Origin of the sequence: Bradyrhizobium sp. Cp5.3 (assembly GCF_000426265.1) — a bacterium.
In the GTDB taxonomy this organism is placed as follows: Bacteria; Pseudomonadota; Alphaproteobacteria; order Rhizobiales; family Xanthobacteraceae; genus Bradyrhizobium; species Bradyrhizobium neotropicale.
Genome location: NZ_AUFA01000003.1, coordinates 421296 through 433551 on the forward strand (window position 1 = coordinate 421296; position 12256 = coordinate 433551).

General features: G+C 64.8%; 14 protein-coding genes and 1 pseudogene. 5 read left to right on the forward strand and 10 right to left on the reverse strand.

What is annotated here, in order from left to right; translation table 11 throughout:
• The first annotated feature begins 14 nt into the window (after positions 1–14).
• On the forward strand, positions 15–167 hold the full coding sequence (locus K289_RS50240; protein WP_198024667.1) for a hypothetical protein: 153 nt from the start codon (positions 15–17) through the stop codon (positions 165–167).
• Positions 168–323: 156 nt separating this feature from the next.
• On the opposite strand, the gene K289_RS0107350 is transcribed toward K289_RS50240, so the two are convergent.
• The 3 genes from K289_RS0107350 to pxpB are packed head-to-tail and all read right to left on the reverse strand — an operon-like array spanning position 324 to position 2892.
• Positions 324–1094: a LamB/YcsF family protein gene (locus K289_RS0107350; RefSeq protein WP_027550909.1), complete on the reverse strand. Its 771-nt coding sequence runs from the start codon at positions 1092–1094 to the stop codon at positions 324–326.
• 32 nt (positions 1095–1126) lie between these two features.
• Entirely contained in the window at positions 1127–2164 is a 1038-nt protein-coding gene (locus K289_RS0107355) for a biotin-dependent carboxyltransferase family protein (RefSeq protein WP_027550910.1), read from the reverse strand.
• On the reverse strand, positions 2161–2892 hold the full coding sequence (gene pxpB, locus K289_RS0107360; RefSeq protein ID WP_027550911.1) for a 5-oxoprolinase subunit PxpB: 732 nt from the start codon (positions 2890–2892) through the stop codon (positions 2161–2163). The genes K289_RS0107355 and pxpB overlap by 4 nt, the downstream gene beginning before the upstream one ends.
• A gap of 249 nt (positions 2893–3141) precedes the next feature.
• Here pxpB and K289_RS0107365 point away from each other — a divergent pair, with 249 nt between their 5' ends.
• From K289_RS0107365 to K289_RS44005, 3 genes and pseudogenes are all read left to right on the forward strand, one after another.
• A complete protein-coding gene (locus tag K289_RS0107365) occupies positions 3142–3840 on the forward strand; it encodes a ribonuclease activity regulator RraA (protein ID WP_027550912.1) in 699 nt (232 codons plus the stop codon).
• A gap of 24 nt (positions 3841–3864) precedes the next feature.
• Positions 3865–4269, forward strand: coding sequence for a cupin domain-containing protein (locus K289_RS0107370; RefSeq protein ID WP_027550913.1), 405 nt, complete (start codon positions 3865–3867; stop codon positions 4267–4269).
• Between the two features lie 149 nt (positions 4270–4418).
• A pseudogene (locus K289_RS44005) lies at positions 4419–4964 on the forward strand (class I SAM-dependent methyltransferase); the annotation flags it as partial.
• Positions 4965–4978: 14 nt separating this feature from the next.
• Here K289_RS44005 and K289_RS0107380 read toward each other — a convergent pair.
• Together K289_RS0107380 and K289_RS0107385 are read right to left on the reverse strand one after the other, a co-directional pair.
• Positions 4979–5884 carry a DUF2147 domain-containing protein gene (locus tag K289_RS0107380; protein ID WP_027550914.1) on the reverse strand — a complete coding sequence of 302 codons (906 nt, stop codon included), beginning with the start codon at positions 5882–5884 and terminating at the stop codon, positions 4979–4981.
• A 176-nt stretch (positions 5885–6060) separates the two neighbouring features.
• Positions 6061–6840, reverse strand: coding sequence for a transporter substrate-binding domain-containing protein (locus K289_RS0107385; protein ID WP_027550915.1), 780 nt, complete (start codon positions 6838–6840; stop codon positions 6061–6063).
• Positions 6841–6957: 117 nt separating this feature from the next.
• Between K289_RS0107385 and K289_RS0107390 the strand changes: the two genes are divergently transcribed.
• The gene (locus tag K289_RS0107390) at positions 6958–7455 is read left to right on the forward strand and encodes a DUF1993 family protein (RefSeq protein ID WP_035684066.1); all 498 of its coding nucleotides are present in this window, start codon (positions 6958–6960) and stop codon (positions 7453–7455) included.
• A gap of 107 nt (positions 7456–7562) precedes the next feature.
• On the opposite strand, the gene K289_RS0107395 is transcribed toward K289_RS0107390, so the two are convergent.
• The 5 genes from K289_RS0107395 to K289_RS0107415 form a co-directional block, all read right to left on the reverse strand.
• The gene (locus K289_RS0107395) at positions 7563–8003 is read right to left on the reverse strand and encodes a hypothetical protein (RefSeq protein WP_027550917.1); all 441 of its coding nucleotides are present in this window, start codon (positions 8001–8003) and stop codon (positions 7563–7565) included.
• Positions 8004–8168: 165 nt separating this feature from the next.
• The gene (locus K289_RS0107400; RefSeq protein ID WP_027550918.1) at positions 8169–9158 is read right to left on the reverse strand and encodes a hydroxyacid dehydrogenase; all 990 of its coding nucleotides are present in this window, start codon (positions 9156–9158) and stop codon (positions 8169–8171) included.
• A 34-nt stretch (positions 9159–9192) separates the two neighbouring features.
• Positions 9193–10293: an ABC transporter ATP-binding protein gene (locus K289_RS0107405; RefSeq protein WP_027550919.1), complete on the reverse strand. Its 1101-nt coding sequence runs from the start codon at positions 10291–10293 to the stop codon at positions 9193–9195.
• A gap of 20 nt (positions 10294–10313) precedes the next feature.
• A complete protein-coding gene (locus K289_RS0107410) occupies positions 10314–11225 on the reverse strand; it encodes a carbohydrate ABC transporter permease (RefSeq protein ID WP_027550920.1) in 912 nt (303 codons plus the stop codon).
• Positions 11225–12163, reverse strand: coding sequence for a carbohydrate ABC transporter permease (locus tag K289_RS0107415; RefSeq protein ID WP_027550921.1), 939 nt, complete (start codon positions 12161–12163; stop codon positions 11225–11227). The genes K289_RS0107410 and K289_RS0107415 overlap by 1 nt, the downstream gene beginning before the upstream one ends.
• Positions 12164–12256: the final 93 nt, after the last annotated feature.

Sequence of the window (12256 nt, forward strand, 5' to 3'; positions counted from 1 at the left end):
GTTGGAGATCGACCATGCGCGAACTCTCGGCGGAAGCCAGGCTGCACTTCTACGCGCGCTCGCTCTCGCGGCGGACCGGGGCGAGCGCTCATCACATCGCGCTTTACAGCGCCTTTGCGGTCATCGCAGCGATCGTCTTCGGCACGCTCTCGGTGCATCCGTTCTGACGTATTCGGAGATGCCGTAGGGTGGGCAAAGGCGCGCCCTTCGCGCGCCGTGCCCACCGTATTTCCACATTGTCACCGCGAATGGTGGGCTCCGCCTTCGCTCTTCGAGCTACGGCGGACAAGTCGCTTTGCCCACCCTACGGCATTGAGCAAGTCTCACGCCCCGCGCTTGAACGGCGCCACGTCGATCCCCGCAGTCTTCAACGCCTGCCGCAAGCCGCGCGCGATCTCGACTGCGCCGGGCGTGTCGCCGTGAATGCATACCGTATCCGTGCGCATCTTGATGACCTTGCCCGTCACCGAGACCACCGCGCCGTCCTGCACCATGTGCACCACGCGATCGGCGATCGCCTTGGCGTCGTGCAGCACCGCGCCGGGCTTCTTGCGCGAGACCAAATTGCCGTCGTCCTCATAAGCGCGGTCGGCGAACACCTCGTGCACCATCGGCAGGTTGGCGTCTTCGCCCGCCTTCACCAGCTTCGAATTGGCGAGCACGACGAAGATCAGGCTCGGATCGACCGCCTTGATGCCGGCGGCGATCGCCTTCGCCGTCATGTCGTCCTCGCAGGCGACGTTCGAGAGCGCGCCATGCGCCTTCACATGCGTCACCTTGTGGCCGGCAGCGGTGGCGATCGCCTGCAACGCGCCGATCTGGTAGGCGACGAGGTTCTCGATCTCGGACGCCTTCAAACCGACGATCGGATGCCGGCCGAAACCGTGCAGGTCGCGATAGCCGGGATGGGCGCCGACCGAGACGCCGCGCGCCTTCGCAAGCTCGACCGTCCTGCGCATGATGTCGGGATCACCGGCGTGGAAGCCGCAGGCGACGTTCACGGAGCTTGCAAGCTCGATCATGGCAGCGTCGTTGCCCATCTCCCACGCGCCAAATCCTTCGCCGAGGTCGCAATTGAGATCGATCGTCTTCATGGGTAGCCCTCCGCCTCTGGTCTTCGTGTCGATTACGGCTCCGCCGAAACCTGCCACGTCCCGGCATCGACAGCGTTCACCGCGTAGCCGGCGACATTAGCATCGTGCAGTGCCTCGATGTTGAGCGCGACGGTGTCGGCCGAGCGCAACCGGTCGGGCAGGCTGCGGATGAGCCGGGCGAACTTCCGCGCCTCATCCTGCGCCTCGGCCATGCTGACCTGCTTGAAGCGGAACGCAGTTCCCGCCGAGGTCTGCGCGAGCCGGCCGACATCGGCGGTGATCACCGTTGCGATCTTCGGATAGCCGCCAGAGGTGCCGCGGTCCATCATCAGCGCGATCGGCGCGCCATTTCCGGGCACCTGGATGCTGCCGTTGACCGTGCCGTCGGAGACGATGTTGTGGCCGTGCAGATGCTTGATCGCTGGACCTTCGAGCCGGTAGCCCATGCGGTCGGACGTCGCCGAGATCTTCCACTCGCTCGCCAGGAACAGCGCCTTGTTGGCCTCGTCGAACTCGTCGTCCTGCGGACCCAGCACGACGCGGATCGGGCCTTCGGCCGGCTTCGGCAGTTCAATCCGCAGTTCCGGCGCGCCGCTGGCGGCGTTGACTGTGAATTCATCGCCGGCCTGGAGCGGGCGCGGGTAGGGGCTGCCGAGGCCCGCACGGGCGTTCACCGCGAGGCTGCCGAACACCGGCTCGCCCCGGATCGCCCCTTCGATCGCGAGGTAGCTGAAAGCGCCGCCGCGGGCAAAGCCGAGCGTCAGCGTCTCGCCATCCTTGAGTGTCACGGTTGTGTCCAGCGCCACCGCGCGCCCGGCGATGTCGGCATTGCGCGGCGCGCCGGCGAGCGCAACGCGAACGGCGCCGTCACGTGCCGTAAAGGACGCACCGAACGGGCCGATCTCGACGCCGGCCGCGAACGGCTCGTTGCCGACCAGACAATTGGCTGCGGCGAGCGCCAACCGGTCCATCGCGCCGCTCGGCGTCAGGCCATAGCGCTGCGCACCTAGGCGGCCGCCATCCTGGACGGAGCTTGCGGGACCGATGCTGGCGACGACGAGCCGGCTCATGAGGCCACCTGCTCGGCGATGAGCTCGCCCGCTTCCGCGGCGCGGTCCTGCTCCGCGAATGTCTTGTGGTCGATGGCAAAAAACGTCACGCGATCACCGGGTTCGGTGAGAAAGGTCGGGTTCCGGTGGAGCTGATAGGTGCGCACTGGCGTGCGGCCGAGCAGGTGCCAGCCGCTGGGACCGGCCAGGCACTGGATGCCGGTCTGGATGCCGCCGATCGAGATCGTGCCCGCCGGTGTGAGCAGCCGGGGATTCTGCCGCCGCGACATGTGCAGCGATGTCTCCAGGCCGCTGAGATAGGACCAGCCCGGCGTGAAGCCGATCATGGCGACGCGGTAGTCGCCCGCGACATGGCGCGCGACGATGTCGTCGGGGGTGGTGTTGAGCGCTTTCGCGACGTCCTCGAGATCGACACCATGCTCGCCGCCATAGGCCACCGGAATGCGCCAGCGCCGCGCTTTCGCGCTCGGCGGCAGCGGCTGGCTGGCGAGTGCGAGCAGCTTTTCGCCGAGCGCATCGAACCCGATCCGGCCCGGATCGTAATGCACCAGCAGCGAGCGATAGGTCGGTACGGACTCGGTGATGCCATCGATGCCTGCATCGGCGAGCGTTTTGTCGAGCGCCAGCACGCGCTGGTTGGCGTCGTCGTCGATGGTCCGGCTGAACTCGACCGTGACGGCACTGTCGCCACTGGGCAGGAGGCGGGGCGGGGGAAGCGTCGCGGCCATGAGCTGTCGAAATCGTGCTGTCGAAATCGGCTTCTTGGAAAGCGCGGCCTCAGCCTTGAGTTCCGCGTCACCCTGCTTCGCGTAAATGCGCCCGCAAGTCCAATAAATTAATGCAGGGGTGTTCGATAAAGCCTTGTTATCGCATCGCATAACAGCCCTGCGGGCGTCGTTTATGGCCCTTGACGGAAAGCTCGCGCCTCGCAAGATGCGCGGCGTCCTTTCCCGCCCATCCGGAGCTCGTCTGTTTCCATGTCGCTATCCCCCGAAGCCCGCAAGACCCTCGCCGGCATCACCACCGCCACCATCACCACGGTCCTGCTCAAGAAGGGCCTGCGCAACGTGTGGATGCGCGGTGCACGTCCGCTGCGCCCCGGTTTGCCGCGCCTGGTGGGACCGGCGTTCACGCTGCGCTTCGTGCCGGCGCGCGAGGATCTGGCGACGCCGGAATCCTGGTCGTCGCCGATCTCGACCCGCACCGCGATCGAAGCGATGCCGGAAGGCTGCATCGCCGTGGTCGACGCCATGGGCATCACCGATGCCGGCATCTTCGGCGACATCCTCTGCGCGCGCATGGTCAAGCGCGGAGTCACCGCGCTCGTCACTGACGGCGTGGTGCGTGACGTCGAGGGCGTGCTCGGCACCAATCTTCCGGTGTGGTGCGACGGCTATGCCGCGCCGCCGTCTGTCGCGGGGCTGACCTTCGTCGGCTGGGGCGAGCCGATCGGCTGCGGCGGCGTTGCGGTGTTTCCGAACGACATCGTGGTTGCGGATCAGGATGGCTGCGTGCTGATCCCGCAGGCGATGCTCGATCACGTGCTCGCCGAGGGCGTCGAGCAGGAACGCATGGAAGCCTGGATCGTCAACGAGGTGAACAACGGCGCCGTGCTGCCGGGCCTCTATCCCATGAACGCCGAGACCAAGGCGCGCTACGCCGCAAGCAAGAAGTAACGACAAACCAAGCGAGGTCATTCCATGGAAATCCACGTCGCAGGCACACGGCCAACCCGCCGCGCGCCCAAGGAGAACTTCACCGGCACCGTGTTGCAGGACCCCGTGATCATGGCGCCCGCGCCGGCGCGGCTGAACTGCTCACGCGTGTCGTTCGAGCCGGGCGCGCGCACCAACTGGCATCACCATCCGCTCGGACAGACGCTCTACGTGATCTCGGGCGTCGGCCGCGTCCAGTCCAAGGGCGGCCCCATCCGCGAGATACGCCCGGGCGACACTGTCTGGATTCCGCCGGGGGAATTGCACTGGCACGGCGCTTCGCCGACCAACGGCATGACCCACATCGCCATGCAGGAGGCGCTCGACGGCGTCTACTCGACATGGCTGGAGCCGGTGACGGACGCCGAATATTCGGCGCCGGTGGGCTAGCAGCAGGCATCGTGCCCTGGACAAGACGTATCGCCCGTGGCGATACGTCGCTGATCCGGGGCCCAGAGTTTTGGACAGCATCAAGATTGCTGGGTCCCGGCTCAGCGTCGCGTCATACGGGACGATGCTTCGCATCGCCCGGCATGCCGCGCCTGAGCTGGCGCCAGGCCGACGCGCAGGCGCTGCCGTTTCCGGACGGCTCATTCGATGTCGTGTGCTGCCAGTTCGGCGCGATGTTCTTTCCGGATCGCATCAAGGGCTATCAGGAGGCGCGGCGCGTGCTGAAGCCGCAGGGTGCTTTCATTTTCAGCGTCTGGGACCGGATCGAGGACAACGTCATTGCCGGAGACGTGACGGATGCACTGGCCGCGTTCTTTCCCGATGATCCACCGCGATTTCTTGCGCGCACGCCGCACGGATATCATGACACGGCCGTGATCCGCCGCGACGTGCTGGACGCAGGATTTTCAGGCGTGACGATTCAAACACGGCCCGATCGAAATCGCTCCATCTCGGCGGAGCTTGCCGCGATGAGCTACTGCCAGGGCACGCCGCTCCGCAACGAAATCGAAGCGAGGCGTCCCGATGCGCTGGAAGCTGCCACCGCCCACGCGGCAAAGGTGATCGCCGCGCGGCATGGTGACGGCGAGGTGGTGGCGAAAATCCAGGCGCACGTGATCGAGGCTGTGCCCTAGATCGCAGGCGCCCATCAGTTGACGCGCGTCCAGGTTTGGCCGCCGCAGAACATGCCGCCGAAGGCGCAGCCCTGCACGCGCAGGCGGTCCGTGCCCTTCATTGCGATCGTGGAATCGTAGGTCGAGCCGGAGTTGGGATCGAGGATGCGGCCAGACCATTTCTGGTCCTTCCCGGGCTTCATGTTGATCAGCACCTGCTCGCCGTTCTGGTTCGATTTGGTATCGACCGAATAGCCGCAGAGATTGGTGCCGCATTGCTCGATGCGAACCTTGCCTTCCTTCTCCTCGGTGAGCCAGACGCCGAGCGGTGAATTGAGATCGCGCGTCGGCGCAGCGGTTGGCGTCGGCGCAGCGGTTGGCGCCGGCGTGGCCGCGGCGGCCTGAGCGGGGGCGGGCGCCGGAGCAGGCGGAGGAGGCGGCGCCACGGGCGTGGCGGCTACAGCCGGTGGCGGTGTCACCGCAGGCGCAGCCTGCTGCTCAGCCGCGGCAGGTGTTGGAGGCGGCGCGGGCGGAGGCAGCACGGCTGTGTCGGCCGGCGCATTGTTTGCGGTCGTCGTCGGTGGCGGGGCAGGTGGCGCTGAAGGCGGCGCTGCAGCGGCGGGCGCAGATACAGGAGCCTGCTCGGGCGCGGGCGGTGCTGCCACGACCGGCGCGGGAACGGCTGGTGCCGGAGCCGGAGTTGCGGTCGGCGGTTGCGGATCGACCTTGGCCTGCTGCGGCGTCTGCTGATCCGGCTTGGTCTCGTTCTTCTTGGCCTTCTTGGCCTTGCCCTGTCCGGTGTTGTCGTAGACGCCGGGGATCGAGACCGTGCCGCGGTCAGGATCGATGCGGATGGTGCGACCGCCATATTCGAAGGTGTACTGCGCCTGCGCCGCCGTGCTCGCCAAAAGCAATGCCGCTGTGGCCAACAGCTTCCTCATGTCCGTCTCCTGAGCAGGTGGTCCCCGCAGCACCGACGCTTACGCCTCGGTCTGAACTCAAAACGTGATCTAGATCACTGTCTCCGTATGAGTCGTCCTCTCACCGATCTGGGTTCAATACCCCCGTAGCAGGTCCGAAATTTGGCCGGCGCCGGGCATGGCACATCGCGAGGGATCTAGTCGAACCAGGCGGCGTAGATCTTCCTGTAGCTGCCGTCCTCCATGGCGATGTGCAGCCACTGGTCGACGAAGGCCTTCAGCGCCATGTCGCGCTGGAGCCAGTAGGCCTTCTCGGAGAAATCGAACGGCTTCTCCGGATGCACCGCGCAGAGCACGCCGGCGTGCTGCTTCTGCTGGTAGCGGGTCTCGGAGGCGTCCGTCATCATCAGATCGGCGTTGCCCTTGGCGATCTCGTCGAAGATCACGGTGTTGTCGGAAAAGACGTTGATCTCGGCATCCCTGATGTTGGCGCGCGCGAAGCGTTCATTGGTGCCGCCGGGATTGACGATCACGCGGGTGCCCTTCTTGTCGATGTCGGACAGCGTCTGGTACTTGCCGACTTCTGAGCAGCGCGCGATCGGCGTCTTGCCCTCGCGCATGATCGGCGTGGAGAAGAATCCCCTCTTCTGGCGGTCGAGCGTGACCGACACGCCGCCCATCGCGATATCGAACTGGTCGGCCTCGAAATCCTTCGTCAGATTCGGCCAAGCCGTCTTTACGAATTCCACCTTGACACCGAGGGCCTTGCCCAGTGCCTCGGCCATATCGACGTCGAAGCCGCGGAATTGCTGCGTGGTCTTGTCCAGATAGGTGAAGGGCTGGTAGTCGCCGGTCATGCCGACGCGCAAGGTGCCACGCTTGACGATCTCGTCGAGGCGCGAAGGCGCCTGCTGCGCCTGCGCCGAGAAATTCGCCAGCAACACCACGGCCAAGGCCGCCAAGAATCGAACGAGCATGTCTTTTCCACCCCTGCGCGAGCTGTCATTGTGCAGCTCTTGAAGTGTGGATTTAGACCAGATGCCAGCCTCTGGCGAGATGGAATTGGCAAGGAGAAGCCGGACGTGACTATCTCAATGTACGACGCCTCGGTCGGCGTCTTCGCCCCGCATTTGCATAGCCTGTCCGGACTGCTCGACAAGGGCGCGGCCCATGCCGAAGCCCGCAAATTCGACTCCGCCATCCTGCTCGGCATGCGCCTGTCGCCGACGATGTACGATCTGGCGCAGCAGGTTGGCGAGGCCTGCCGTCATGCCATAGTCGCCTCGGCTCTCCTGGCGCAGCGCGAGCCGGCTCTGCTGCCGGCGCTGGAGCATGACATGGCCGGACTTCAGGCGCGGATCGCGACGTCGATCGAATTCATCGAGGGCCTGCCGCGCGCCGAGATCGATACGGCGGCGGAGCGGAACGTCGCCTTCAGGCTGAAGAACGGGACCGAGCTGCCGTTCACCGGGCGGACGCTGCTGCTGACCTTCAGCGTGCCGCAGTTCTTCTTCCACCTGACGACGGCCTACGACCTCCTGCGGCACGCAGGCATCGAGCTCGTGAAGAGAGATTTTCTCGGCCGGCGTTAGAGCATGATCCGGACCCGAAGGGCCGCGCTAGCGCAAAGTGTGCAGCGGTTTTCCCTCGCGACAAACGCGGAACGCGTTTGCGCGGAGATCATGCTCAAACAATAGGCCTAGGCTTCGCCTTTGCGCTCGAACTCGGCGACCGAGCTGCGGCCGGCGATCTCGCTGCGCAGCGCCTCGAAGCGCCGATGCGCCTCATCCTCATGCTCGTCGACGAACCGCACCGCGGCCTCGCTCGTCATGGGGCCGCTGATCACGGGCGCGGACTGCTCGCCGATGGTCTCGTGCACATAGAATTGGCCGTCCTCGCCGCGGTGAACCGTCCATTTGAGACGGATCGCCACCATCGGCCCGGGACCGACCTTGCTGTAACCCTCGGCATCGGTGGGCTCCGGCACCAGGGGCTGTTCGTCGACGACTGGATGCTCATCGGTGGCAGGATGTTCGTCAGTGGCCGGCTGCGCGGCCTCGCGGGTGGGGGAGGGCTCGGAGTCTTCCAGAATGCTGGCGATGGTCGCCAACGCATGATCGGTCGGGTCGATTTCTGACAAGGGTCCATCCTCCAGCTCGACGCGGCCGGCAAATCTGTCCCACTGCCGGCGCGATGGAACATATTAGGCGCTTTTGATTAAGGCTGAGTTTGGGCTCGATCTGCACCAAAATGGGACGCATTCTGGCGCTCCGAAGGCGGGCGGATGTGCCGCCCGCCGTTCGGCCTAGCCCAGCACGTCCTGATTGATGATGTTCTGCCGGATCGGATCGCCGTCCAGCACACTCAGGATGTTGCGCGCGGTCTGCTCGCTCATGCGGTTCACCGCCTCGACGGTGACGCCGGCGACGTGCGGCGCCATGATGACGTTCGGCAGTGCGAACAGCGCATTGCTGACCGGCGGCGGCTCCACCTCGAACACGTCGATGCCGGCACCAGCGAGCTTGCCCGACACCAGCGCATCGTACAGCGCCTGCTCCTTCACGATGCCGCCGCGCGCGGTGTTGATGAGATAGGCCTTCGGCTTCATCCGGCCGATCCGCGCCGCGTCGAACATGCCGACGGTTTCCGGCGTCTTCGGACAGTGGATGGTGACGAAGTCGGCGTGGGGCAACGCGGCGTCGAGATCGGCGACCGGCTCGCAGCCGGCGGCCTTGATCTCGGCGGCCGGCTTATAGGGATCGTAGACCTGCACGTTCATTTCCATCGCCAGGCAGCGCTTGGCGGTGCGCGTACCGATGCGGCCGAAGCCGACGATCAGGGCGGTCTTGCCGTAGAGATCGAACGGCAGCATGCCGAGCCGGTCGGCCCATTTGCCGTCCTTGACGCAGGCGTGCATCTCGTTCGCGCGCTTGGCCAGCGTCAGCATCATGAACAGCGCCTGCTCGGCGACCGACGGCGAGTTTGCCGAGCCAGCGATCATCAGGGGCACCTTGCGGCGGGAGAGGGCGGGAACGTCGACCGCGTCGTAGCCGACGCCGATGCGGGTCACCACCTTCATGTCCCTGGACGCTTCGAGCTCGGTCTCGCCGAAGGCGGTGGCGCCGAGCGCCACGCCGTGGACCGGCGCATGGCTCTTCAGCATCGCCTCGAAGTCCTTGGCCGAGATCAGGTTCGGAAACTCGACCAGCTCGATATCGTCCCGCTGGGTAAGAAGGGCGCGTGCCCCCTGCGACAAAGTTTGTGTAACGAAAATCTTCTTCTTGTTGGTCGCCATCGTCTCCTGCCTGCGCGAGTTTCTTGTCCGGTCATCACAGCACGACGCCGGTCGCCTCGTTTAGCAGGTGCATATTGTTGAGGTCCATGGCCAAACGCATGGGAGACCCGTCCTTGGCGCCGGCGTTGGGGTTGACGCGGCCGCAGATGGGTGTGCCGTCGAGCCCGAAATAGACCAGCGTCTCCATGCCCATCGGCTCGGTGACGTCCAGCACGGTTTCGAATGTCTCGACACCCGGCTCGAGGTGCGCGTGCGACTCGGTGAGGTGCTCGGGCCGGATGCCGAGCAGCAGCTTCTCGGTGCGCGGCAGCGCGTTGTAGCGGGCGGCGCGGGCCGGCGGCAGCGCAAAGGCGATGCGGTCGGTCAGGCGGATCTGGAGGGTGCCACCGACATCCTCCAGCCGGCAGGGAAGGAAATTCATCGCGGGCGAGCCGATGAATCCGGCCACGAAGCGTGTCGCCGGCTTGTGGTAGAGCTCGTTCGGCGTGCCGATCTGCTCGATGCGCCCCTTGTTCATCACCACGACGCGATCGGCGAGCGTCATCGCCTCGACCTGGTCGTGGGTGACGTAGACCGTCGTGGTGCGCACCTTCTGGTGCACCTTCTTGATCTCGATCCGCATCTGCACCCGCAGCTTGGCGTCGAGGTTGGACAGCGGCTCGTCGAACAGGAAGACCTTGGGATTGCGCACGATGGCGCGGCCCATCGCGACGCGCTGGCGCTGGCCGCCGGAGAGCTGCTTCGGCTTGCGGTCGATCAGGTCGGTGATGTCGAGGAGCCGGGCGGCTTCCGTCACCCGCTCCTTGATCTCGGCCTTGGGATAGTGCTTCAGGCGCAGCCCGAACGACATGTTCTCGGCGACCGTCATGTGCGGATAGAGCGCGTAGTTCTGGAACACCATCGCGATGTCGCGGTCCTTCGGCGGTACATCATTGACGACGTCGCCACCGATCAGGATATCGCCGTCGCTGATGTCCTCGAGGCCGGCGATCATCCGCAGCGTCGTCGACTTGCCGCAGCCCGACGGCCCCACCAGCACGATGAACTCATGGTCGGAGATTTCAAGGTCGATGCCGCGCACGGCTTCAACATCGTCGTAACGCTTGATGACCTTACGCAAGGAAACGTCAGCCATGAAACTTCAACCTCTCGATATCAACCCTTTGTCGCACCGGCGGTCAGGCCGGCAATGTAGTAGTCCATCAGGAAGGCGTAGATGACCAATGGCGGCGCGGCGCCAAGCAGAGCGCCTGTCATGATCTGCCCCCAGTTGAACACGTCGCCCTTGATCAACGTGGTGGTGATGCCGACTGGCAGCACGAACTGGTCCACAGAGGTCGTGAACACCAGGGGATAGAGGAACTGGGCCCAGGAGACGGTGAAGGCGAAGATGGTCGCGGCGATCAGGCCGGGCAGGGCGACGGGAATGAAGATCCGCGTCAAGGTCTGGAGCCAGGAGGCGCCGTCGATGAGGGCGGCCTCATCCAGCTCCTTCGGGATCGACGCGAAATAGCCGATCATGATCCAGGTGCAGAACGGCACCGTCAGCGTCGGGTAGATGAACAGCAGCACGTACCATCTGTTGAGCAGCGTGATGCCGGTATAGTCCTGAAAGACCGCGAGCATCTTGAACAGCGGAATGAACAGGAGGCTGTCCGGGATCAGGTAGGTGAGGAAGACGCCCGTGGCGAGCGTCGCCGAGCCCCAGAACTTCATCCGCGCCAGCGCGAAGGCCGCGGGGATGCTGATCAGCATCGTGATGATCACGACTGCGATCGCCACGACCGAGGAATTCCAGAAGAAGCGCAGAAACTGGTTCGATGTCAGGAGCTCGACATAGTTCGACAGCGTCGGGTGGAACACCCACCATGGGTTGGTCGCCGCCGATATTTCCGCACTGCTCTTCAGCGAGGTGATCAGCATGTAGACCGGCGGCGTCAGAAAGAAGATCGCGAACAGCACCAGGAAGAAATAGGACCAGCGCAGTGCCCAGGTCCGATCCCGGCTCATGCTGCCATACTTGACCTTGCGTGACGGTCCGGCCTTGTCGATTGCGAGCGTGCTCATCAGGCTTCGTTCCCGCGTTTGGAGACATCGCGCAGGATGAAGATCGCTGCGACGGCGAGGATCGGCACCATGAACAACGAGACGCAGGCGCCGAGCGGAATGTCGTTGCTCTGGATGCCGACCTGGAACGCCCATGTAGCGAACAGATGCGTCGTATCCAGCGGGCCGCCGGAGGTCAGGATGCGCACGATGTCGAAATTGGCGAACGTCACGATCAGCGAGAACAGCGTGGTGATGGCGATGATGTTGCGCATCATCGGCAGGGTCACGTACCAGATCCGCTGCCACCAGTTGGCGCCGTCGATTGCCGCGGCCTCGTAGAGCTGGTCGGGCACGGATTTCAGCGCGGCGAGATACATGATCATGAAGAACGGCGCGCCGTACCAGACGTTGACGAGGATGACGGAGAAGCGCGCCCAGAAGGTGTCGCCTAGCCAGGGGATCGGGCCGACACCGAAGAAGGAAAGCGTGTAGTTGAAAGCGCTGTAGGACGGATCGAATAGCCACAGCCAGGCGAGCGTGCTCATCGCCGGCGGGATCACCCAGGGCACCAGCAGCATGCCGCGCCATTTGCGCTGGCCCTTGGCCGGGATGTTGTGGACGAAATGCGCGACGATGAAGCCGATCAGCGCCTTGAAGATCACGGCGGTGATCGCGAAGATGCAGGACTGCTGCACCACCATCCAGAACGTTTCGCGCTTGAACAGGAAAGTGAAGTTGCCGAAGCCGACGAACTTCGTCATCGCCTTGTTCAGCGTCGCGAGGTAAACCGAGTAGAAGGCAGGGTAGAGCACGAGCAGAATGATCAGGAGGATCAGCGGCAGCGTCAGGAAGAACGCCACCGTCGATTTTCGCCCCAGCGCGTTGCGCAGGCTTGTTCCCTTGCGCGCGCCCGTCGCACCGGCAACGCGACCTCGCTCAACGACGACATCGGCCATGTCAGCTTCCTTTGGTCAGCTTTCTCGTAAACTGTCCAACCGCGAGGCCAGCCGTTTGGGCCAGCTTCGCGATCACGCGGATCGGATGACGGG

Bases quoted from the DNA above. Each gene is read 5' to 3' on its own strand.
- K289_RS0107405 (WP_027550919.1), bottom strand. From the start codon at position 10,293: ATGGCTGACGTTTCCTTGCGTAAGGTCATCAAGCGTTACGACGATGTT.
- K289_RS0107370 (WP_027550913.1), top strand. From the start codon at position 3,865: ATGGAAATCCACGTCGCAGGCACACGGCCAACCCGCCGCGCGCCCAAG.
- K289_RS0107400 (WP_027550918.1), bottom strand. From the start codon at position 9,158: ATGGCGACCAACAAGAAGAAGATTTTCGTTACACAAACTTTGTCGCAG.
- K289_RS50240 (WP_198024667.1), top strand. From the start codon at position 15: ATGCGCGAACTCTCGGCGGAAGCCAGGCTGCACTTCTACGCGCGCTCG.
- K289_RS0107390 (WP_035684066.1), top strand. From the start codon at position 6,958: ATGTACGACGCCTCGGTCGGCGTCTTCGCCCCGCATTTGCATAGCCTG.
- K289_RS0107350 (WP_027550909.1), bottom strand. From the start codon at position 1,094: ATGAAGACGATCGATCTCAATTGCGACCTCGGCGAAGGATTTGGCGCG.
- K289_RS0107365 (WP_027550912.1), top strand. From the start codon at position 3,142: ATGTCGCTATCCCCCGAAGCCCGCAAGACCCTCGCCGGCATCACCACC.
- K289_RS0107385 (WP_027550915.1), bottom strand. From the start codon at position 6,840: ATGCTCGTTCGATTCTTGGCGGCCTTGGCCGTGGTGTTGCTGGCGAAT.
- K289_RS0107355 (WP_027550910.1), bottom strand. From the start codon at position 2,164: ATGAGCCGGCTCGTCGTCGCCAGCATCGGTCCCGCAAGCTCCGTCCAG.
- K289_RS0107415 (WP_027550921.1), bottom strand. From the start codon at position 12,163: ATGGCCGATGTCGTCGTTGAGCGAGGTCGCGTTGCCGGTGCGACGGGC.
- K289_RS0107410 (WP_027550920.1), bottom strand. From the start codon at position 11,225: ATGAGCACGCTCGCAATCGACAAGGCCGGACCGTCACGCAAGGTCAAG.
- K289_RS0107380 (WP_027550914.1), bottom strand. From the start codon at position 5,884: ATGAGGAAGCTGTTGGCCACAGCGGCATTGCTTTTGGCGAGCACGGCG.
- pxpB (WP_027550911.1), bottom strand. From the start codon at position 2,892: ATGGCCGCGACGCTTCCCCCGCCCCGCCTCCTGCCCAGTGGCGACAGT.